Source organism: Thalassococcus profundi (assembly GCF_003344785.1).
Taxonomy (GTDB): Bacteria; Pseudomonadota; Alphaproteobacteria; order Rhodobacterales; family Rhodobacteraceae; genus Puniceibacterium; species Puniceibacterium profundi.
In genome coordinates this window covers 38077-60367 of the sequence record NZ_QPMK01000008.1, presented here as the reverse complement: position 1 = coordinate 60367, position 22291 = coordinate 38077, and the positions used below count along the sequence as shown (strand labels likewise).

Genomic DNA, 22291 nt, shown 5'->3' with positions numbered 1-22291 from the left:
CCTATTCCGGGCCTCGGAGCCGCGTGCCTATGACTCGGGACGAGAGGCGTGCCGATATCCGTGCGTGCCGAGAGAGGAGCAACCATGGACCAGTCCAAGACCCACCCGATCCGCATGACCCTTGCCGGAGGCTCTGCAGCGGCGCTGCTGCTGGCGGCGTCCCTCGCTTTTGCCCACGGCGACGTAGCCCCGCAGCCGGTGAACACCGATGCCCTGCCCGACGTGGGCGAGGAGTGGCTGACCGAGAACCCCTACCGCGCCGAAGCGGCGGGCGCGGATGTTTGGGCCGCGGCGGTCGAGATCGGCGCCTCGGGCTACAACCAGAACTGCGCGCGCTGCCATGGGCTCGAGGCGATCTCGGGTGGACTGGCCCCGGACCTGCGCTTCCTCGAAGCTGAAGAGTACGGCGACGAATGGTACATGGAGCGCTTCATCCACGGCTACACCCAGAATGGCACCACCAAGATGCCGGCCTTCGGCGAGCTTCTGGGGCAGAAAGCCGGCTGGGCGATCCGCACTTATGTGGAAACGCGGCCCGACGCCGACAGCCTTGCCGAGTATGCCGACGAACTGGCGTCCCTGCGGGATGATCTGGACGCGGGCAGCGCCGATACCGATGCGGCGCAGGCGCGTCTCGCCGAAATCGCGGGCGAGATCGAAACCCTTTCCGGCGCTCCGGTCGCGGACAGCATCGCCTACCGCGCCGCCAACCAGCTCGCCGCAGGGGCCGATCAGAAAAAGGCGGCCGAGACGCTCACCATCGGCCTGTCGGCCGCCAACTGACCACCGCGATGCCACATCCCGAAACAAGGACCAGCGCATGACACCGTCTCTCCCCGGTTGCGCTTTCCTGGCGTCCGTCCTCTGGACCGGCGCCGTTTTCGCGGCAGACCCCTGCGCCGATTACGTGCCGCAGCCCAAGCCGCAGAACGCCAGCCGCGACATCGTCGGTCAGGACATCGACACGATCCTCGAACGCGGCTTCATCCGCTTCGCGGTCTACGAGGATTTCGCCCCCTATTCCTGGCAGGAGGGCGGCGAGGCGCGCGGCGTGGACGTGGAGCTTGCCCGGATCGTCGCCGAGGACCTGGGCGTCGCGCCACGGTTCGATTTCGTCGCGGCGGGCGAGACCATCGAGACCGATCTGCGGAGCTACATCTGGCAGCGTCCGGTGGTGGACGGCACTGTCTCGAACGTGATGATGCATGTCCCCTTCGATCCGACCTTCGCCTGCCGTGTCGAGCAGGTGACCTTCACCGGGCTCTACATGCAGGATCGAATCGCGATTGCCTATGACGAGGGCTATTACGACGGATCGAAGCCCGTCCCCGCCTATTTCCGCTTCGACACGGTGGGGGTCGAGAACGATTCCCTGTCGGATTTCTACCTGTCGAGTTTCGCGGGCGGGCAGGTCAGCGCGGGCGTGCGCCGCTACCCGTCGGTGGCCGATGCCATGTCCGACCTCGCCGCCGGAAACATCAATGCGGTGATGGGCCAGCGGGTGCAACTGGAGCATGGGCTGACCAAGGGTCTGGCGGTTCACGAACCGCCCCTGCCCGGCCTTGCGAAATCCAGCTGGAACGTCGGCATCGCGGTGCATTTCGCCTACAAGCCGCTGGGCTACGCGGTCGATGACGCCATCCGCAAGGCGATCGACGACGGGCGGCTGGCGAAGATTTTCGCGGACTACGGCCTGACCTGGCAGGAAGCCAGCTGGTAGGCGCCCGAGGCGCTCCGCCGCGACCGGCGCCAATCCTTTCAGACGCTGCGCAGGTCTCCGTCCGGCGCCACGCACAGGATGCGGCCCAGCCCCGCGCGGCGCCGCAGCCCCGCCAGGGCCTCTGCCGGCAGGAACACCGCCGCCGTTGACAGCGCGTCAGCGAGCGCGGCGCCGGGGGCCGCGACGCTGACCGTGGACCAGGCCGGCGCCGTGACCGACAGGGGGTGCAGGATATGGAAGGTGTCCCGGTCCAGCCGCAGGGCGCCGGGACTCGACGTCGCGACCGCCCCGTCCCGCAGGCTGCGCCAGCCGACCTGCCCCGCGGCGGGGTCCGCCACGCCCAGCCGGAACGGTCCGCCCAGCGCGCCCGTCTCGCCGATATCAGCCAGCGCCTGCCGCGCCCCCAGCGCCCGGAGCCGCGCCAGCACCAGATCGGTGGCGAAGCCCTGCGCGATGCCGTTCAACGTCAGCGCCTGTCCCGCGCCCAGCCGCACCGACCCGTCCCGCGCCACTCCCGACCAGCCCACCAGCGCCCGTGCGCCGGCGACATCGCCTCCGGCGGCCAGCGCCTGCCAAAGCGGCTGAACCGTCGGATCGAAGAGCCCCCCGGTCAGACGGTGCGCGCGGTCCGCCACGTCCAGCAACTGCCGCATCCAGGGCGAGGGACCGCGCAGCAGGCCGGTGCGATTCAGTTCCGAGAGTTCAGACGCGGGATCGTAGAGGCTGAAGGTCGCCTCGATCCGCTTCAGCAGATCGGGAAGTTCGTTCAGCACAAGGTCGGCCTGCGCCGCCGGGCCGTCAAGCTGCAGGCTGACATCCGCCCCGAACGCGCGGCCCGACCAGCGCACGCCTGCCCCGGACCGGGCGGAAAGCGGCGCCGCCCCGAACGCGGCGGCAAGGCACAGGAACCGCCGCCGCTTCATTGCGCCACCGTCGCGGCGCCCGCATTCGGATGACCGGCGATCTGCGCAGCGCGCCGGTCCCGCCGCGCGTCCAGGCGCAGCGGCACGCAAAGGCGCGCATCGTCGTGGATCTTCACGCAGTCGAGGCATTGAAAACACTCTGAATAGACGACCTGACCGGTTTTCTCGATGGCTCCGTACTGGCATTCGACCCGGCACAGCTGGCAGGGCGTTCCGCATTCCGCCCGGCGCGGGATCCAGCGCCTGAGCCGCAGCGCGCCGCCGATCGCCATCAGCGCTCCCAGCGGGCAGACATAGCGGCAGAAGCCCTTGAAGAGGACCATGCCCAGGAACACCCAGAAAAGCGCGTAGGCCGCGTAATACCATTCCCGGAGGAAGAAGGTGGTGATCGCGGTTTTGAAGGGTTCGACCTCGGCCGCCCGGTCAAGCTGCGCCGGGATCGCCACCGTCACCCAGACGAGCGCCGCGAGCACGGCATATTTCAGCCACTTGAGCCGGGCATCCCAGCGCGCGGGCACCTTCACCTGTGGCAGACGCAACAGCCGCCCGACGTGATGCGCGAATTCCTGAAGCGCGCCGAAGGGACAGAGCCAGCCGCAAAAAAGACCCCGCCCCCACAACACGAAGCCCAGCACCGCGCCCCCCCAGATCAGCAGCGAGAACGGATCGTAAAGCAGGAAGGCCAGGCTGCCTCCGGCAAGCCCCGCCTGCAGCGCGGCAAGCGGCGTGACGATCGACAACTGCCCCTGCCCCCACCAGCCGACAAAGCCCAGAACCAACGCCAGCACGCCCAGCCGCACGGGCGTGAAGGCGGCCAGCCCGGCCAGCCGCGACTGGAAGATCAGCAGCGCGGGGAGCAGAACCGCCAGGAACACGCCCAGCGCGATCAGGTCGTGGCGCCGGTTCCAGATGGCGACCTCGAAAGGCGACCGGCTGCGGGCGGCGCTTTCGGGCTGGGTGAAGAACCGCTCCGGGGTGCTGTGCTCGAGCGTGAGCGTCACCGAGCCGGTCTCGGGCTGGAACATACCGTGTTCGCGCACCGCTTGCACCTCCAGCACCCAGGGCCGGGTCGGATCGAAACCCAGCCGCCGGTCGGTGCGCAAGATCATCGCGCGGGCGTCCTGCAAGCGTTCGGGCAACTTCGCGTTGAGGTCGATCAACAGATCGGCATCGCGCAGCGCCACCGGCAGGCCGTCCTGGGTCATGCCGATCCAGGCGGGCGCGGTGTTGCGCACGAAGTCCTCCGACACCAGCCCGTGCCGCCCCGCCTCGATCAGCAGGATCGGTTCGTCGTCGCCGGAAATCTCGCGGAACCGCGCCAGCGTCTCGACCGTGCCGGGGTTGAGCACGGCGCGGGCAATGGCCGGCGGGCCAACATCCACCGCCCAGAGGTCGAGATAGGGCGCGTCGGGCGCGTCGAGCGCCAGGGCGTCGTCGAACTCCCAGATCGTCCCCGCGAACAGCGTCTGCACCTCGGCATTGGTGACGCGCAGATTCGCCGCGATGCCCTGATCGACCAGCGCCTGCCAGTCCAGGTCCTCGTCGTGGTCGGGCGCGGGCGCGGGCGGCTTTCCGGCGCTGACCCCGCGCATCTTGCTGCGGGCCACCTGAAGCGTCGCGGCAAGGATGCTTTCATGGGCGATCCTCACGCTGGCCGTGGCCTTGGTCACCCCGTCGAGATAGACAAGCTGACCGCCGCCGTCGCCCACGCCGTAGGGCGTCCCGACCACCAGCGTTTCAGAGATCGAATGACCGCGGTATTGTTCGAAAAAGGCGTGGAACGGCGCCGGACCCAGCCCCGAGACGAAGATCGGCTCGTTGTGGGTCAGGAGCCGCACGTCGAGAAACCGACCGTCGAGGTCGAGCACCACGAGCACGTTGATCGCCGCGCCGGAAAACCCCGGCAGCGGCGCCATCGGTTCGGTCTGGAAAACGTATCCCGCCTCTGCGCCGCCGGAGTTCAGCAACTGGTAGACGCCGTCCTCGGTGATCTGCTCGCCCAGGGTCATCGGCGGCGCGATCCGCTCTGCGATCGCTGCGCGGTCAAGAACGTCGGCCGCGGCGGTGAGCACCGTCGCGGCCCATATCAGAATCGCGGAAACGGCCAGCCTCTGGAACATCCGGGATGATAAGCACGGCACGGGATCGCCAGACATCCGACCTTCGTAGGCCCGACGGGTCAGGACATGGTGGCGCCTCCCCGGCAGACGGTTCCAACAACCCCGATGCCGCGGCGCTGTCGCCCGGTCTCATTTCGACCTTCGGAGAGATCGGCGTGAACCCGCCACGGCCCGATCAGGCGAAGAAAAGGCCGCGTCCGTCAGGGCGGCGGCGGGTTCCGGCATCGTCAGTTCAGTGTCAGGTCCGGTGCATCGCGGCGGATCTCGGCCGTCCCGGCGCCTGCGTCGGTGACATACTGCGCCTCGATCTCCTGCGCGTTCTCGAAGGTGTCGAAGAACGGGAGGCCGATGATTGTCAGGTCTTCGGGATGGGCGCAGGAAAAGCTGTAGCTGGCGTGGAATTCGCTGTGCCGGGCACCCTCTTCGTGATCGTGCTCCGCGCCCTCGGCGTGGTTTTCGCCCTCGGCATGATCGTCGTGTCCGGCTTCTTCGGCATGCTGGTCGTGATCGTGATCTTCGCCTTCGCCCTCGTGCATGTGATCGTCGGCGTCTTCATGTGCGTGGTCGTCGCTGTGGAGATGCGCAAGGACCTCGGTCAACCGGCAGTCCGCCGCATCCGGGAGCGTCACGACGTTCTCTGGCACAAGCAGCGCGCGGATCGCCGCTTCGACCGCGTCCTTGTCCGCATCGCTGTTGGCCTCGTATTCAAAGCCGACGATGTCCATGCCGGGCGAGAGCAGGCTCAGTTCGAGCATGCCGTCCTCGATCGCCAGTTCGAGCGTGCTCACTCCATGCACATGGGCGTCCATCTCGCGTGTTTCCTGCGCGAAGAGCGGCGTGGCCGCGACCGAAGCCAGAAGCGTCAACTGGAGGGTTTTCATCATGTGTCCTTTCCTTGGTTTGTGAGAAGATCAATATTGCGGATCAGGTCAAGGCTTCGGCGACAGGTGTCCCGAATGTTGCAGGTTCCGAAATGGCAGCGGTCCCCGCCGCATCGAGTGACAGAACCGTGTCTGCCGTGTTGCGGATCAAAGCCGCATCATGGCTGACAAGCATCAGCGCCACTCCGTCCTTTTCAGCGATTTCGGTGAGGAGCCGGATCACACGCGCCTGCGTGATCGGGTCCAGCCGCGACGTCGGTTCGTCCGCGAAGACGAAGCTCGGCGATCTGAGCAGGACCCGAAGCAGCGACAGGCGCTGCAGATCGCCGCCTGACACGGCTCCGGGCCTGCGCCCGAGCAGGGTCGGATCGAGGCCGAGCCGGTCCAGAAGGCCGTCGACGTCGGCGGAATTGCCCCCTGACACCGAAACGGTGTCGGCGAGTGTCTGGCCGATGCTGCGTTTCCGCGGAAAGGCGGCAACCGGGTCCTGGTAGAGTTTCTGCATGGCGTGAGGATGGTCCCCCGGACGGCGCGTCACGGTCCCGCGATCCGGCGGGATGAGACCCAGAAGCGCGTCACCCAGGGAGGATTTGCCGCAGCCCGAGGGGCCGGTGACGCCGAATATCCGTCCCGGCGCGATCCGGAGCGAAATGCCGGCGAACAGGGATCTGCCGCCGCGCGAGACCGCAAGATCGCGGGCAGAGACGACCGCCGGTTCCGTGCCGGCCCGTGGCGTCCTCGCTGACCAGTTCTCGGGATCGGCTGCAAGGAATTCCCGCGTATAGGCGTCCTGCGGGGCTGCAAAGACCTGACGGGATGGTCCCTGTTCCACCACCGCACCAGAGCGCAGGACGATCAACCGGCCGCCCGGACGACGCGCGAGTGCCAGATCGTGGGTGATGACCAGCAAGCCGCCGGTGTCGCCCATCTCGGACAGCAGAAGGGACGCGACATCGTCGCGCCGTCCCGCTTCAAGACCCTTGGTGGGTTCGTCCGCAATCACGATGCGCCCGCCGCCAGCACGTGCCGCGGCGATGGCGACCCGCTGGGCCATGCCGCCGGACAATTCGTGCGGATAGCGGCGTTCGGCACCGGCAAGTCCAAGTGCCGCCAGATCTGCCTGCGCCCGGGCCGCAGCCTCGCCCCGGGGCAATCCGCGTACAAGCGCATGGGTTTCCGCCACCTGCGCCCGCGCCCGCATCAGCGGATCGAGCGACAGCCAGGGTTCCTGCGGCAAGACGCCGATCTCCCGCCCCCAGAGGCCGCGAAACCGGTCCGGGCTGCCTGTGTCGAGAACGCGGTCGGCGATGGCGACGCGCCCCCTGGCCGTCAGTTCCGGCGGCAACGTGCCCATGAGCGCCTGCGCCAGAAGGCTCTTTCCGGACCCGGTTTCGCCCAGGATCACCAACGGCTCACCGGGGTCGAGGTGGAGAGACAGCGGCTGCAACAGAGGCGCGCCGCCGTCCAGAACGATAACGCCTACGGCTTTCAACAGGCTCATGATTTGCGGCTCCCGGCCAGAAGGGTCAGCCCCAGAAGCAGCGCGAATATCGCGATGACCGGAGACAGAAGCGCCAGCGGCGCCTCGCGCCAGTAGGGCAGCAGTTCGACCATCATCAGGCCCAGCTCGGGTGTCGGCGCCCGCAGGCCCACATGCACGAATCCAAGCGCCGCGATGGCCATGATCGCCGTCGCCGTGCCGAAGGCCGCAGCGGTCAGCATCATCGGCGCGATTTCGGGCCAGATATGCGCGCGAAAAAGGTAGATCGGACCAAAGCCCAGGAGCCGTGACGCCTGAACGGCCGGCGAGGCCAGGACCTCGCGCGTGGCGGCGCGGGTCAGGCGAAAGAACTCGACCCACAACACCAGCGATAGCGCGGCCCAGAACCCCAGCGCCGTCCCCGGCACCATGGCAAGCACGATGAGCACCAGGAGAAGACCCGGCAAGGCAAGCAGTGCATCGGCCAGAATGACGAGACTGCGCTCGATCCAGCCGCCCAAGGCTGCGGCCGCCGTTCCCAAGACGAGGCCGGCGCTTCCCGCCGTGGCCACCGCTGCGAGCGTAATGATCGGGGACAGTTTCAGGGTATCGACAAGACGGTGAAAGATGGATCGGCCAAGGTGGTCGTATCCCAGCGGGGCCGCGGGATCAGGCCCGGCCAGTGCTTTCACCAGCGACTGCGCGAAGGGATCGCTTGGGACGACAACCGACCCGAGTAAGGCGAGGAGCGCGACGACGAGGACATGCGCCGCTCCGACGATCCGCGCCGCGGGCCACATGGCCCGGCGCCTCTGCGGTGTCGCGATGACGATCATGCCGTTACCCTCGGATCGATACGGCGCACGGCAAGGTCGATCGTGGCATTGACGAGCACAAAGCCAAGTCCGAGGACCAGAGCGGTCCCCTGCACCATCGGCACGTCACGCGAAAAGATCGCGTGGACCAGCGCATGCCCGATGCCCGGCCAGCCGAAGACGGATTCGACGATGATGACACCTTCGACCAGGGTGACGAATTGCAGACCCAGATAGGTGAACAAGGGCACCGAGACGTTGCGCAGCCCGTGCCGGAACAGCGTCTGACGCTCCGACAATCCCTTCCACTGCGCGAAACGCCAGAACGGCATGTCGGCGATACGGGCCATGGCATCGCGCGCAATGCGGGCGTTGACCGCGGCCAATCCAAGCGCCAGCGTCAGGCTGGGCAGGATGAAATGCCAGATCTCTCCGTGACCGGCGGCGGGAAGCCATCTCATCTGGACCGCAATGAAAACGATCAGAACCAGCGCCATCAGGAATTGCGGCACCGCCTTCAACCCGGTCGAGGCAACGAGCAGCATTCGGTCGAGCACACCTCCGGGCCTGAGGCCCGCGAGAATGCCAAGTGGCGGACCGATGAGCAGCGAAAGCAGGATCGCCACGACCGCCAGCGACAGGGACGCGCCAAGCTGGTGCGCGATCTCGTCCATGACGGGCTGCCCGGAGACCAGCGAATTTCCGAAGTCCAGCCACGCCAGATCGCCCATCCATTGCAGCAGCGCAGGCAGGGCCGGGCCGTCCAGGCCCAGCTCCGCGCGCACCGCATCGGCCGCGGCAGCGTCGACGTGGTCGTAACCGTAGCGTCCGGCAGCGATCCGCCAGGCAGCATCTCCGGGCAGGCTGCGCATCATCACGAATGTCGCGGTCCCGATCAGGAGCGCGACCATGATCGCCTGCACAAGTCTTGAGACAACTGCGTTCATTCCGCCCACCGGATGTCTTGCAGGCCGAACGTCCGTTCAAACGGGTCGATGGTCACACCCGCGACCGTGTAAGACACGGCCAGGGTCTGCTGATACCAAGCGATGGGAATGATCGGCAGTTCGGACTGCAGGATGGCGGCGGCCTCTTCCTTCTCATTGTCGCCGCCCTCTCCGCGCGAGATGCCGCGCACCAGCTCGGCAAAGCTGTCGTTCTGCCAGTTCATCGCGCCCCAGTCGCCATTGCCGACGTAGTCGCCCAGGACCGTGCCGATGGGATCGGGGATCAACGAGAAGTTCCGCGCGATCAGACCAAGGTCCAAAGAACCGTCCTGATGCCCTGCCGGGATCTCGGAAGAATTCGTTGTGTTGATCGTAAGCTCTACACCGATCGCGCGGAACTGCTGTTCCAGCACGGCCGCGACCAGCGGCAGTTCCGGCCGGTCCGGATAGGTCGTCAAGGTCAGCGCGAGTCGTTCTCCGTCGCGGGTCAGGATGCCGTCGTGGCCTGCCTGCCAGCCAAGCTCCGCCAGTAAGGCTTTCGCCTCGTTCGGGTCGTAGGCAAGCGGCGGAAGCGTTTCGTCATGCCAACCTGCGACCGATGGCGGGAACAACTGCGTGGCACCTTGCGGATAGCGCAGCACCGCTTTGGCGATGCCTTCGCGGTCGATGGCCAGGCTCAATGCGCGTCGGGCGTCCGGTGCGGACAGGGCGGGATGCCCGGCGTTCACCTTGATCAGCAGGGTCCGCGGGATGTCGACGGCCATGACCTCGACATTGTCGAGCGTTCCAAGGCGCGAGACGCTTGCGGGGTAGAGACCGAAGACGAACTCCGCCTCGTTGGATTCGGCCATGAGCGCTCGCGTCTCGACACGGCTGACGCCGGAATAAGTGACATCGGCGATATGCGGGGCCTCGCCCCAATAACCGGCGAAGGCCGTCGCATCCAGGCTCAGCGGCGGTTCCATTTCCGTGATGCTTTAACGACCGGTGCCGATGACCGCGACACCCGCGCCGTCCGGGCCATAGGAGTCAGGTGCGAGAATCTGGTAGCGGAAGTAGGCGAGGTATGCGGGCAAGGCGCCCACGGGTTCGGACAGCGAGATCGTGATCGCACCATCCTCTGCCGAGACACCGGTGATCGGCAGGTCATCCAGCGGGCCGGGTTTGCCACGCGCAATTTCCAGCGCATTGAGCACGGTTTCCGTCGTCATCGCGGTGCCGTCGTGGAACGTCACATCGTCGCGCAGGGTAAAGGTCCAGGTCAGCCCGTCCTTCGATGCCTGCCACCCCGTCGCCAGACCGGGCGTCAGAGTGCCGTTGGCATCGGCATTTACCAGCGTTTCGGCAATGCCCATGCGCGTGAAGATGTAGCCGCTGGTCGACGGCTCCGGCCCCTGGATCTCGAACTGGGCGACGACATCGAGCGTATCGTTCGCGGCCGCCACCGACGCCGCCGCAAGCACGGCCAGAGCTGTGCCGATGTTGAGCAGAAATTTGGTCATGGGGTGTATTTCACTTTCTTCAGGATGTGCAGAGTGTCAAATTCGGTCGCCTTGGCCTCTGGCGAGCGTCTGCCGCTCCGCGCGATCGAGACGCGCCAGCACCCGGTCGATGTCTTCGCCCCGCGCCGTGGCGCTGCGCAGGATCTTGCGGCACGAGGCGGGCGACCAGGGCGAGGTGGCCTGCGACAGCCAGCGGCGCACCGGTGCGGGCAATGCGTCGAAGGCCCGCATCGGATCTTCGCTACGGCGGCGGCACCGAAGGTCGGTTTCTCCGCGGTTGCTGGGCTTCACAGGGCGCCCTCCGGATCGTCGACCGGGTCGAGGACGAGAACCAGCCGCGTCTCTCCGGTATCTTCGATGGGCGGCGAGCGGTGCAGCAAAGGTGTCTCCGTGCGGGCCGGCCAGAGCGTTCCGCGATACAGGATCGGCGAACCGGTCGGCACGGTAACGACGCGGTCGGGAGACCGCCCCCTGGGCGCATTGCCGTATTGCGTGCCGGCGCCGCGATAGGTGCAGACCAGCCGCGCCGCGATCGCATCGATGTGGAATTTGCGGCATGCGTTCGTGGTCACGGCATCGAGCCGCAACCGCAGCCAGCATGCATCCATGAGTTTCGCAAAGATGTCCGACAGGGCCGCGATATCGTCGATCAAACGCGTGCGATGCGGATGATCGGGCATGTCCGCCAGGTCGCACAGCTGGGCAACCGCATCGCGCACCGCTTCGGGACGCAGGATCAGACGACCGCGCGGCAGGTTCTCCGGCGCCAGACCGTCGATCCATCTTTGAAAATCCGGCAGGACTTTCCTTTGCCACAGGGCGGCACCGCAATCGGATTTCAGGAGGTGTGTCAGTTCTTCGGGTTTGCGAACAACCGCGACGCCGATGGCCGCATCCCGCAGGAATTCCGGCGCCAGGATCATGCGGCCTCCTCCTCGTGCCGCCAGACCGGAAAGGGATCGGCATAGTCTGGCAGGCTGTCGGGGCCGGAGGCCGCGGTCGCCGGGACAAGGCAGGCATCGAGACGGTCTTTCAGGGCAGGCCAGTCGATGCCCGCGCCGATAAAGACGATCTCTTGCCGCCGGTCGCCCCACGGCTCTTGCCAGTGCGCCTGCATATAGGCGCGCGCGATGTCGTGATCCGGCCAGCGGTCTTTCGGAACCGAGGCCCACCACGTTCCCAGCGGTTTGACGCTGGACAGCGCTCCGGCAAGCGAAAACTCGGCCACCCAGCCCGGGCGCGTGGCGATCCAGAAATGCCCTTTTGCGCGGATCACGCCGGGCATGTCGCCGTTCAGGACGCTCAGGATTTTTTCGGGAATGAACGGCAGACGCGCTCGGTAGACGTAGGATGCGACCCCGTACTCTTCGGTCTCGGGTGTGTGATCGGCAAAGCCGTAAAGCTCCTTGGCCCACATCGGGTGTTCGTGCGCTTTTTCGTAATCGAAGAGCCCGGTGTCGAGGATGGCGTTCGCCGGCACGTCGGAATGGTCGGTCTCGACGATCCTTGCATCGGCATTCAGGGCGCGGATGATTTTACGCGCGGCATCCGTGCGTTCGGGGCCTGCGTCCGTCACCTTGTTGAGGATCACCACGTCGGCGAGTTCGATCTGGTCGGTGAGCAGGTGAACCAGTGTGCGGTCGTCCGCGTCGCCCATCGTCTCGCCCCGGTCGCTCAGGAAATCATGGGACGAATAATCCCCCAGCAGGTTCACCGCGTCGACGACCGTCACCATCGTGTCGAGCCGCGAGACATCCGCCAGGCTGTCGCCGTGTTCGTCGCGGAAATCGAAGGTCGCGGCGACCGGGAGCGGTTCCGAAATGCCCGTCGACTCGATGAGGAGGTAATCAAAGCGACCCTCGGCGGCGAGGCGGCGCACTTCGTCCAGCAGATCGTCGCGCAGTGTGCAGCAGATGCAGCCGTTCGACATTTCCACCAGTGTTACATTGGTCCGGCTGAGGTTGGTGCCTTCGCGCACCACGTCGGCGTCGATGTTCACTTCGGACAGGTCGTTGACGATGACCGCGACACGGCGGCCTTCGCGGTTGTTCAGCACGCGGTTCACAAGCGTGGTCTTTCCGGCGCCCAGAAAGCCGGACAGCACGGTCACGGGAAGGCGGGTGTCGGTCATGATCGGCATGGCTTGCGGTCCTTTGCTCGAAAGAATCAAAGTTATGTTATTTTATTACATTTAGCGCGTGCAACCCGCCGCGTCATGGAAGCGGATCATGTCAAGTGGAGCGCGAGATACAGCAGCGGCCAGACAAGCGCGACCGGTCGCTGGTCGGCTTTGAAATACACGTCGCCATCGTAACCGTCCGGCCATTCCGCCTCGCCTGCCGCGTGCCGGGCCAGACATCGCTTTTCAAAGCGCCATGCTCATCCGCATCGAGGCCAAAGGTGTCGAAAAGGACCAGGGTCGTGATTTCATCGTATGTCCAGCCGATGCGTAGCGAGGAAAGGCGCGTGGAGTCGATGTCAAACTCCACTTCCAAAACCGCGAAGACATGCGGCTTTGCCGCCGCGTGCCCGGCCAACCCGAAGAGAAAAACCAAGAGCGTATGCGAACGGCGCCTCACTGTTATCAGACCTTTCTTCAACGACAGGTGAGCTCTGCTCCGCCGCGATCACGCCAGGCAGTCGGCAAGCGAGGTGGCGAGGTTGCGCAAGAGTTGCGGGTAAAGTCCCGCCCCCGGTTCGAGATCGGATCCAAGCGGATCTAGCACCGATGTCCTGGCCTCCGCGCCGTCCATCACGGTTGCAACGACCCTGGGATTGAACTGCGGTTCCGACAGCACGCACGAGACGCCTTCGTCGGCGATGCGACCCTGGATTTCCGCGATGCGCGCCGGGCTGGGGTCGGAGGCGTCGCTGATCGAGATGGCGCCCGAGGCGGGGAAATCGAAGGCCGTCTCGAAATACTGGTAGGCATCGTGGAACACGATGAACCGGCTGTCCCGAACCGGGTCCAGGGTCGCAGCCACCTCTGCCGACACCGCCGCGACCTCTTCGCGGGCCGCTGCGGCATTGGCAAAGTACGCTCCGGCATTGTCGGGATCCGCGGCAGACAGTTGCGACGCGATCACATTGTACCAGGTCATGGCGTTTTCGGGGGACAGCCAGGCATGGGGGTCGTGGTCCCCTTGGGCATGGTCGTGATCGTCCTCATGCGACTCGGCATGGTCTCCGTGGTCGTGATCGTCTCCGTTGGCATGGTCTTCGTTGTCATGCGCCTCGTCATCCGAATGCTCTTCGTGCGCATGATCGTCGTCTCCGCCCTCGGCGTGCTCTGCGTGATCGTGATCCCCCTCTTCGCCGGGTGCCTTGTCACCGTGGGAATGCGGCGCGAAAAGCGCATCCTCCCGGAAGTCCAGCAGGACGGTGCCCTCCGAATCCAGAAGCGAGGTGACCTCGGCTTCGGGTGCCAACGTTTCGAGGGAGTCTTCCATCCATGGCGTCAGATCCTCGCCCATCCAGAATACCAGGTCGGCGTCCTGCAGGGCCCGTGCCTCGGACGGGCGCAAGCTGTATTCGTGCGGTGAGGCGCCCTGCTGCACGATCAGCGCCGGTGTGCCCACACCCTCCATCACGCGCGCGACCAGCGAATGCACCGGCGCGATATCGACGGCGACGTTGGGGGCATCGGCCACGGCGGCCCCGGCCAGGATCGACGTGGTCAGGGAGAGAGGGATCAGGTATCTGGACATCGACGCTTCCACGTGATTGTATAACATTGCGAGTCGAATACAGGAAATGAGATAACATGACAAGTCGTGGACATCTGGAAAAGCCGGAAGCGGTACGGGCGGCGCCTGGACCTATCGGCTTTGACGCGCATGATCACGATCAATGCGTCCACACGGCGATCGCCGAGGCAGAGGCCCATTGCGCCGCGTCCAGCCTGCGCTTCACGCCTGTGCGGCGCACCGCGCTCGAGATCCTGTTGCGCGAGCATCGCGCGCTGGGCGCGTACGAGTTGCTGGACCTTCTGCGCGATGCCGGGTTCGGCGCTCAGCCGCCCGTGGCCTACCGGGCGCTGGATTTCCTTGTCGAGCACGGGTTCGTGCACAAGATCGAGCGGCTCAACGCCTTCATCGCCTGCGCGCATCCGGGTGCGAGTCATTCCCCCGCGTTCCTGATCTGCCGCAAGTGCGACGCGGTCGCCGAGGCGCATTCGGCCCCGGCCCGCGGCACGCTTGGCGAAGCGGCCCGCGCCACCGGGTTCAAGATCGAACGCACCGTGGTCGAGGCGCTCGGCATCTGCCCCTCCTGCGCGGACACCTCCGACACATGAGCCTTTTGAACGTCGAACATCTGAGCGTTTCCTACGGCGCGACCGAAGTCCTGCGCGATGTCAGCCTGACCGTGGACCCCGGTGAGGTCGTCACCATTGTCGGCCCGAACGGATCGGGCAAGACCACGCTTTTGCGCGCGATCGTCGGGGCGGCATCGGCCACCGCCGGCCGGATCGGAACGGCGCCCGGCCTGGTACTGGGCTACGTGCCGCAAAGGCTTCATATCGACCCCACGCTTCCGATCACCGTCGAACGGTTCCTGGCGTTGCCGGGGGGCGCCAGTCGCGCGGACAAGAAATCCGCGCTGGCCCGCGCGGGCGTTCCGGAGCTTGCCAAGCGTCAGATGTCGCAGCTGTCCGGCGGACAGCTTCAGCGGGTGCTGCTGGCGCGCGCCCTGGTCGCCAAACCCCGGCTCCTGCTGTTGGATGAGCCGACGGCGGGACTTGACCAGCCCGGCTCTGCCGCGTTCTACCGCCTGATCGACGACGTGCGCCGCGACACCGGCTGTGCCGTGCTGATGATCAGCCACGAATTGCACGTCGTCATGGCGGCTTCCGACCGGGTGATCTGTCTCAATGGCCATGTGTGCTGTCACGGCACGCCCGAGCACGTCTCCTCCGCGCCCGAGTATCAAGCCCTCTTCGGAACCGGCACCGGCGGCGCGCTGGCGCTCTACCGGCATGATCACGACCACAGGCACGATCATGACGGCGCATGCGGGACCGATCACTCCGCCCCCCGCGACCAGACCAAGGCGGCCGAATGATGCTCGACGATTTCATGACACGCGCCACCCTTGCGGGTATCGGCGTCGCGGTCGCAGCCGCCCCGCTTGGCAGTTTCGTCGTCTGGCGGCGCATGGCGTATTTCGGCGACGCCACGGCCCATGCCGCGATCCTTGGCGTCGCGCTGTCGCTTGCCCTCGACATGTCCATCTTCCCCGGCGCGATCGCCGTGGCGCTTGTCATGGCCCTGACCGTCTCGGGGCTGAGCGGGCGCGGCTATGCCATGGACACGCTTCTTGGTGTGCTGGCACATTCGGCGCTGGCCTTCGGCCTTGTGGCCGTGTCGTTCCTGTCGGGTATCCGGATTGATCTGATGGCCTATCTCTTCGGCGATATCCTGTCGGTGTCGCGTGGCGATCTTGCGGTCATCTGGTGCGGAGCGGCATTGGTGGTCGCGCTGATCGGCTGGCGCTGGTCCGCGCTTCTGACGTCCACCTTGAACGACGAACTGGCCTACGCCAGCGGCATCGACCCGAAGCGCGAGCAATTGGTGCTGACGCTTTCGCTCGCCATCACGGTCGCCGTGGCGATCAAGGTCGTGGGTGTCCTGCTGATCGCGGCAATGCTCATCATCCCCGCCGCCGCCGCGCGCCCCCTGTCCCGCACGCCCGAAAGCATGGCCTTGATCGCGGCGACAATCGGCAGCGCATCCGCGGTTGCCGGCCTCCGCGCGGCCTATGTTCTGGACACGCCGGCCGGTCCGTCGATCGTGTGCGTCGCGGCCTTGTGCTTTGTCGGCACCAGTCTGTTCAGCCTGTTCGGGATGCCGCGTCAGAAAGGCTAGCGACCGTGCGATGCCGGCTGAAGGCGCGGCACGTCGCAGATCCTGCGTGACTGACAGCATGAACGGCCTCACATTTCCAGGACGCCGCTCGCCGATGGACGCGAACGGGCCGTCGCGGTCGTCTCCGCACAGGCCGTCCAAGGGGTTTTCTCCCTGAATCGCTGTGCAGGCACCGCTGCCTCAGACCAAAGTCTTCCCTCGGGCGAGCGCCGCTTTGGAGTATGATCGGCTTCAGGAGGCGATACTCATGGTCGAGAGACATCACTTCGAGGAAATCGCACAGGTTCTGGACGGCCATGCATCCGGTCGCGACAGCTATGTCGAAGCGTCGTGGCGGCGATGTGTCGAGCTTTACGGCATGGACCCCATGCGCAGCGATCCGGCCCATATCGTTTCGGACACCGAATTTCGCATTCACCGGGATCAGGCCGATTGGATGATCGGTGCGGCACGGTCCAGCCTGCACAGCCTGTTCCGGCAGGTGGCGGGCCAGAACTACGTGCTGTTGCTGACGGATGCCAAAGGCGTGTGCGTCGACTTTTTCGGAGACGATCTCTTTGTCGACGACCTGCGGACCGCCGGGCTTTACCTCGGCTCGAACTGGGCGGAGGATCTCGCCGGAACCTGCGGTGTCGGGGCCTGCATCGTCACCGGAGAGCCGGTGACGGTGCACCAGGGCGATCATTTCGGCAACGCGCATACCGGCCTGTCCTGCACGGCGGCCCCGATCTACGACAGCCTCGGGCAGCTGGCGGCGGTGCTGGACATTTCCCTTCTGCGCTCGCCGGCACCGAAAAGCAGCCAGAATCTTGCGATGTCGCTGGTGACGGCGGCGGCACGGCGGGTAGAGATGGCGAACCTCATGGCGGCCAGCCGCCGCGAATGGGTCCTGCGCTTCTCTTCGAGCCCGGAATTCCTCGACGTCGACCCCGAAGCCGCCGTGTCGCTTGACGGATCGGGCCGGGTCATTGGCGCTACACATGCGGCGAAGCGGATGCTGACCCGAGGAAAGAGCCTGATCGGCGAACCGATCGAGAGCCTTCTGGGCGTGGGCGTCGACGATCTTCCCGACCTTATGCGGGACCGGCCCACCGAAGACCGCGTCATCAGCCTGTCGGACGGGGGCGCGGTCTTCGGACACGCGATCGCGCCACAGGCGCCTCGTCGGGCGGCTACGGGGAAGATATCCGGCGAAAAGAGGACATCCAGCGGGTTTCGAGCGACGCTGGCAGACAGCGATCCCGGAATGCAGCGCGTTCTGACACAGGCGGAACGTCTGGCCCCGACACAGGTGCCGCTGCTGATCAGCGGAGAAAGCGGCAGCGGCAAGACCAAGCTGGCACGGGCCATACACATGGCGTCCCGCCGCGGCCGTTTCGTGGAACTGCACTGCGCCGGCTCCAGCGCGGACATGCTGCGCGTGGCGCTGTCCGGGGAAGCCGGACCCGGTACGGTGCTGTTTCGCCGGATCGAAGAGATGCCGGAGGATGTGGCGCGCGTTGTGGCAGGGCTTCTGGATGCGCTTCCCGACATGCGGCCGATTGCCACCACGGGTCTCGCACCGGCTGAACTCATGGCACGGAAAATCCTGCCACCGGCGCTTTATTTCCGCATGTCGGGCGCGGTTCTGGATGTGCCGCCGCTGCGCGAACGTCAGGATCTGGGGTGGCTGATCGACCGTCTGCTGCGCCGCCGCCGCGGCGGAGAGATGCGGTTGACGCCCTCAGCGCGGGCCGAGCTGATCGCCCGCGATTGGCCAGGAAATCTGCGCGAGCTTGGCAACGTTCTGGATGTGGCCTGCGCCCTGGCAGAGACGACGGTGATCGACTCGCCGGACCTGCCCGCCGCCCCGAAAACCCGCGCGCCCGAACAGGATCTGGAGGCCGTTCTGGACGCCTGCAACTGGAATATGGCCCGGGCGGCACGTCGCCTCGGGGTCAACCGGTCGACAATCCTGCGCCGCATCCGCAAGGACGGGTTGCGCCCCCCGGATTGAGCGGTTGCGCGGCGTTGCATGTGCAACATGCTGCAATGCCGCATCCATGTTCTGCGTGAAATCGACTCGAATTTCGTGGTCGGACCGTCGGTCCTGCCGCCAGTCTCCTGCCATCACATTGTGGATGAGGAGGATACGCAATGCTCGATTCGACAGTCACGACAGAGGTTCAGGAGACCCTCGACCGTTTCAATGCCGCCCTCGAGGCCGGCGATGCCCAGGCGGCGGGAGACCTGTTCGCCGCGGACAGCTACTGGCGCGACCTGATCGCCGTCACATGGAATTTGAAGACGGTTGAAGGGCCGTCCGGCGTTCGGGATATGCTGACGGCGCAGTTGAAGCATACCAAACCGCGCGATTTCGCCATGCAGAATGGCGAGATGCCGGCCGAAGATGGCGGCGTGATCACCGCATGGATCACCTTTGAAACCGCGACCGGCAGAGGCTGGGGGCTGATGCGCCTCAGGGACGGTCGGATCTGGACGCTTCTGACCGCGCTTCAGGAATTGAAGGGCTTCGAGGAAAACAAGGGCGAACGGCGCCCCATGGGCGCCGAACACGGCGCGGCCAAGAACCGGAGATCCTGGAAGGAACAGCGCGAAACCGAAGCAGCCGAGCTCGGCTATACCGAGCAGCCATACACGGTGATCGTGGGCGGCGGACAGGGTGGCATCGCCCTGGGCGCGCGGCTGCGCCAGTTGGGCGTGCCGACCATCGTCCTGGACAAGCACGACAGGCCCGGCGACCAGTGGCGGTCGCGCTACAAGTCGCTCTGCCTGCATGACCCGATCTGGTATGACCACCTGCCCTACATCAAGTTCCCCGAGAACTGGCCGGTCTTCACGCCCAAAGACAAGATCGGTGACTGGCTCGAGATGTACACCAGGGTCATGGAGCTGAACTACTGGACGCGGTCCGAGGTGCAGAGCGCGGCGTTCGACGAAGCCGCCGGCACCTGGACCGTCAAGGTGAACCGGGACGGCGAAGAGGTCACGCTGAAGCCCACGCAACTCGTGCTGGCGACCGGAATGTCGGGCAAGCCGAACATGCCGGAGTTCCCGGGCATGGACAGCTTCAAGGGCACCATCCAGCACAGTTCCCAACACGAGGGGCCGGACGCCTGGACAGGCAAGAAGGTGGTCGTCGTCGGGTCGAACAACTCCGCGCACGACATCTGCGCCGCGCTCTGGGAGGCGGATGCCGATGTGACGATGGTGCAGCGCAGCAGCACCCATATCGTGCGCTCCGACACGCTGATGGATATCGGCCTCGGCGCGCTCTATTCGGAAGAGGCCGTTGCCAATGGCGTGACGACCGAAAAGGCCGACATGATCTTCGCGTCGCTGCCCTACCGGATCATGCATGAATTCCAGATCCCGCTCTACGACCAGATGCGCGAACGCGATGCCGACTTCTATGCGGGGCTCGAGAAGGCCGGGTTTGACCTTGACTGGGGCGACGACGGCTCGGGTCTTTTCATGAAATATCTGCGCCGCGGCTCGGGCTATTACATCGACGTCGGCGCCAGCCAGCTGATCATCGACGGTGAGGTCAAACTGGTCAAAGGCCAGGTGGAGCGCTTCGACGAAACCGGTGTGGTGCTGTCCGACGGCACCCGTCTCGACGCCGATCTGGTCGTGATGGCAACCGGTTACGGCTCGATGAACGGCTGGGCGGCCGACCTGATCAGCCAGGAGGTCGCCAACAAGGTCGGGAAGGTCTGGGGGCTCGGCTCCGACACGACCAAGGATCCCGGCCCTTGGGAGGGCGAGCAGCGCAACATGTGGAAACCGACGCAGCAGCAGAACCTGTGGTTTCACGGCGGCAACCTGCACCAGTCACGCCACTACTCGCTGTATCTTGCCTTGCAACTGAAGGCCCGGATGGAGGGCATCGACACCCCCGTCTACGGCCTGCAAGAGGTTCATCACCTGGCGTGATGCAAAGCGCGCGCACTCGGTTCTCGATGTCGGGTGCGCGCGGGATTTTCCGATTTTCGAAGGAGTAGAGACATGTGTCTCAAAGGAAAAACTGCGCTCGTCACCGGCGGGGCGCGTGGCATAGGTCTTGGCATCGCGGAACGGCTCGCCGCGGATGGCGCCCGGATCGCGCTGGCGGATCTCAACGCCGACCAGCTGTCCGAGGCCGCCGGAAACTTCGACGATGGCACCGTGATCACCATTGCGGCGGATGTCACCGACCGCCAGCAGGTCATCGACGCCATCGACCGCACGGCAGAAGAGCTGGGTGGGTTCGACATCATGATCAACAATGCGGGCATCGCGCAGGTGCAGCCCATCACCGACATCACCGAGGCCGAGATGGACAAGGTCTTCGCGGTCAACGTCAAGGGTGTGCTCTGGGGCATCCAGGCCGCCGCCGCGCGCTTCAGGAAGGATGGCACGAAAGGCAAGATCATCTCCGCCGCCTCGATCGCGGCGCATGAGGGCTATCCGATGCTGGGGGCCTATTGCTCGACCAAATTCGCCGTGCGGGCGCTGACCCAGGTCGCGGCCAAGGAATTCGCCGCCGATGGCATCACTGTCAACGCCTATTGCCCCGGCGTCGTCGGCACCGACATGTGGGTCGAGATCGACGAACGCTTTGCCGAGGTCACCGGCGCGGAAAAAGGCGCGACCTTCAAGGCGTTTGTCGGATCCATCGCCCTGGGCCGCGCGCAGACGCCGCGCGACGTCGCGAGCCTCGTGTCCTATCTCGCCGGCCCCGACAGCGACTACATGACCGGCCAGTCGATCGTGATCGACGGCGGCATGGTCTACCGCTGACCCATCTAAAAAAGGAAGCCCCATGAAAACAGCACGTTGGCATGGCGTGAAGGACATTCGCGTCGAAGATATCCCGGAACCGAAACCCGGCAAGGGCGAGGTCAAGATCAAGGTCGCCTGGGCCGGAATCTGCGGCAGCGACTTGCACGAGTATCTTGCCGGTCCGATCTTCGTGCCCGTTGATGAGGACCATCCCCTGAGCCACGACAAGGCGCCGATCACCATGGGCCACGAGTATTGCGGCACCGTCTCGGAACTGGGCGAGGGCGTCACGGATGTCGCGGTCGGCGACCGCGTCGCGATCGAACCGATCTTCGCCTGCGGTACGTGCCCGGCCTGCCTCGAAGGCAAGTACAATCTCTGCGACACGCTCGGCTTCGTCGGCCTGTCCGGCGGGCACGGCGGTTTTGCGGCCTACAGCGTGGTCCCGGCGCGTATGGTTCACAAGATGCCGGACCAGCTGTCGATGGAACAGGGCGCATTGGTAGAGCCCGCTGCCGTGGCCTTGCACGCCGTCCGTCTGTCCAGGATCAAGGCCGGTGACACCGCGGCGGTCTTCGGCGCGGGGCCGATCGGACTTCTTGTCGTGGAGTCGCTTCGGGTGGCCGGTGCCTCCGAGATCCACGTTGTCGAACCCTCCGAAGTCCGTCGCCGCAAAGCACTCGACCTCGGCGCGACCTCTGCGATCGACCCGACGACGCAAGACGCCGTCGCGGCCATCCGCGCGGCGACCGGCGGCGTTCACGTGGCCTTCGAGGTCACCGGCGTGCCGCAGGTCCTGCCCAACTGCATCGACGCCACGCGCCACGAAGGCCAGGTGCTGGTGGTCTCGATCTGGGAAAGCGAGGCGTCCTTCCAACCCAACTCTGTCGTGCTCAAGGAACGTCAGCTTCAGGGGACCATCGCATATCGCAACGTGTACCCCGCGGTCATGGCGCTGATGACCCAAGGATACTTCAGCGCCGATCAAATGGTCACCAAGCGCATCCCGCTGGACAAGATCGTCGCCGAAGGGTTCGAAGCGCTGGTTGCGGAAAAGTCCCAGGTGAAGATACTGGTCGAGGCGCCAGACTGACACCCTGCCGGACCGCGCCGGCCGCCTGCCCCTCTCGGCGGCCGGTCGCAAGAGAGACGCGGCAGGACTAGTCTCAGAGGTCCTGCCGTCGCCCTGCGGCAGAGGCGCAATATCCATGAATTGCAAAGGCGAGCGTGGTCCCGTGTCCGCGGTGCCGGATCCGGCGGCGCCGACGCGGTCGC

The 22291-nt window shown here is 65.8% G+C and carries 20 protein-coding genes and 1 pseudogene; 9 read left to right on the top strand and 12 right to left on the bottom strand.

Annotated elements, in window-relative coordinates:
- Nucleotides 1–84: 84 nt before the first annotated feature.
- Entirely contained in the window at nt 85–783 is a 699-nt protein-coding gene (gene pedF, locus DU478_RS12065; protein ID WP_407703160.1) for a cytochrome c-550 PedF, read from the top strand.
- A 37-nt stretch (nt 784–820) separates the two neighbouring features.
- Nucleotides 821–1720: a substrate-binding periplasmic protein gene (locus DU478_RS12060; protein ID WP_114511223.1), complete on the top strand. Its 900-nt coding sequence runs from the start codon at nt 821–823 to the stop codon at nt 1718–1720.
- Nucleotides 1721–1758: 38 nt separating this feature from the next.
- On the opposite strand, the gene DU478_RS12055 is transcribed toward DU478_RS12060, so the two are convergent.
- From DU478_RS12055 to DU478_RS12000, 12 genes and pseudogenes are all read right to left on the bottom strand, one after another.
- Nucleotides 1759–2643 carry an FAD:protein FMN transferase gene (locus DU478_RS12055; protein ID WP_114511222.1) on the bottom strand — a complete coding sequence of 295 codons (885 nt, stop codon included), beginning with the start codon at nt 2641–2643 and terminating at the stop codon, nt 1759–1761.
- Entirely contained in the window at nt 2640–4763 is a 2124-nt protein-coding gene (locus DU478_RS12050; protein ID WP_114511221.1) for a 4Fe-4S binding protein, read from the bottom strand. The genes DU478_RS12055 and DU478_RS12050 overlap by 4 nt, the downstream gene beginning before the upstream one ends.
- Nucleotides 4764–4990: 227 nt before the next feature.
- On the bottom strand, nt 4991–5647 hold the full coding sequence (zrgA, locus tag DU478_RS12045) for a zinc uptake protein ZrgA (protein ID WP_233501213.1): 657 nt from the start codon (nt 5645–5647) through the stop codon (nt 4991–4993).
- Nucleotides 5648–5687: 40 nt separating this feature from the next.
- The gene (locus DU478_RS12040; RefSeq protein ID WP_114511220.1) at nt 5688–7145 is read right to left on the bottom strand and encodes an ABC transporter ATP-binding protein; all 1458 of its coding nucleotides are present in this window, start codon (nt 7143–7145) and stop codon (nt 5688–5690) included.
- The gene (locus DU478_RS12035; protein WP_114511219.1) at nt 7142–7960 is read right to left on the bottom strand and encodes an ABC transporter permease subunit; all 819 of its coding nucleotides are present in this window, start codon (nt 7958–7960) and stop codon (nt 7142–7144) included. The genes DU478_RS12040 and DU478_RS12035 overlap by 4 nt, the downstream gene beginning before the upstream one ends.
- Nucleotides 7957–8886, bottom strand: a complete 930-nt coding sequence (locus DU478_RS12030; RefSeq protein WP_114511218.1) for an ABC transporter permease — start codon at nt 8884–8886, stop codon at nt 7957–7959. The genes DU478_RS12035 and DU478_RS12030 overlap by 4 nt, the downstream gene beginning before the upstream one ends.
- Nucleotides 8883–10241 (bottom strand): annotated as a pseudogene (locus DU478_RS12025) (ABC transporter substrate-binding protein). Before DU478_RS12025 ends, DU478_RS12030 begins: the two are co-directional and overlap by 4 nt.
- Before the next feature lie 183 nt (nt 10242–10424).
- Nucleotides 10425–10679, bottom strand: a complete 255-nt coding sequence (locus tag DU478_RS12020) for a DUF6525 family protein (RefSeq protein ID WP_114511217.1) — start codon at nt 10677–10679, stop codon at nt 10425–10427.
- On the bottom strand, nt 10676–11311 hold the full coding sequence (locus DU478_RS12015; protein WP_114511216.1) for a DUF1826 domain-containing protein: 636 nt from the start codon (nt 11309–11311) through the stop codon (nt 10676–10678). The genes DU478_RS12020 and DU478_RS12015 overlap by 4 nt, the downstream gene beginning before the upstream one ends.
- Nucleotides 11308–12519 (bottom strand): GTP-binding protein, encoded by a 1212-nt coding sequence (locus tag DU478_RS12010; RefSeq protein WP_114511308.1) that lies wholly within the window; start codon nt 12517–12519, stop codon nt 11308–11310. Before DU478_RS12010 ends, DU478_RS12015 begins: the two co-directional genes overlap by 4 nt.
- A 100-nt stretch (nt 12520–12619) precedes the next feature.
- Nucleotides 12620–12943, bottom strand: coding sequence for a DUF1007 family protein (locus DU478_RS12005; protein WP_158545772.1), 324 nt, complete (start codon nt 12941–12943; stop codon nt 12620–12622).
- A gap of 72 nt (nt 12944–13015) precedes the next feature.
- Nucleotides 13016–14095: a metal ABC transporter solute-binding protein, Zn/Mn family gene (locus DU478_RS12000; protein ID WP_114511214.1), complete on the bottom strand. Its 1080-nt coding sequence runs from the start codon at nt 14093–14095 to the stop codon at nt 13016–13018.
- 56 nt (nt 14096–14151) lie between these two features.
- On the opposite strand from DU478_RS12000, the gene DU478_RS11995 reads away from it, so the two are divergent.
- The 7 genes from DU478_RS11995 to DU478_RS11965 all read left to right on the top strand — a co-directional run bounded on the left by DU478_RS11995 (nt 14152) and on the right by DU478_RS11965 (nt 22109).
- Nucleotides 14152–14682: a transcriptional repressor gene (locus DU478_RS11995; RefSeq protein WP_114511213.1), complete on the top strand. Its 531-nt coding sequence runs from the start codon at nt 14152–14154 to the stop codon at nt 14680–14682.
- Nucleotides 14679–15449, top strand: coding sequence for a metal ABC transporter ATP-binding protein (locus DU478_RS11990; protein WP_114511212.1), 771 nt, complete (start codon nt 14679–14681; stop codon nt 15447–15449). The genes DU478_RS11995 and DU478_RS11990 overlap by 4 nt, the downstream gene beginning before the upstream one ends.
- On the top strand, nt 15449–16252 hold the full coding sequence (locus tag DU478_RS11985; protein WP_114511307.1) for a metal ABC transporter permease: 804 nt from the start codon (nt 15449–15451) through the stop codon (nt 16250–16252). The genes DU478_RS11990 and DU478_RS11985 overlap by 1 nt, the downstream gene beginning before the upstream one ends.
- A gap of 247 nt (nt 16253–16499) precedes the next feature.
- Nucleotides 16500–18248, top strand: a complete 1749-nt coding sequence (locus DU478_RS11980; protein WP_114511211.1) for a sigma-54-dependent Fis family transcriptional regulator — start codon at nt 16500–16502, stop codon at nt 18246–18248.
- A gap of 140 nt (nt 18249–18388) precedes the next feature.
- Entirely contained in the window at nt 18389–20188 is a 1800-nt protein-coding gene (locus tag DU478_RS11975; RefSeq protein ID WP_114511210.1) for an NAD(P)/FAD-dependent oxidoreductase, read from the top strand.
- Between the two features lie 72 nt (nt 20189–20260).
- Nucleotides 20261–21034 carry an acetoin reductase gene (locus DU478_RS11970; protein WP_114511209.1) on the top strand — a complete coding sequence of 258 codons (774 nt, stop codon included), beginning with the start codon at nt 20261–20263 and terminating at the stop codon, nt 21032–21034.
- A 22-nt stretch (nt 21035–21056) separates the two neighbouring features.
- The gene (locus DU478_RS11965) at nt 21057–22109 is read left to right on the top strand and encodes a 2,3-butanediol dehydrogenase (RefSeq protein WP_114511208.1); all 1053 of its coding nucleotides are present in this window, start codon (nt 21057–21059) and stop codon (nt 22107–22109) included.
- Nucleotides 22110–22291 lie beyond the last annotated feature (182 nt).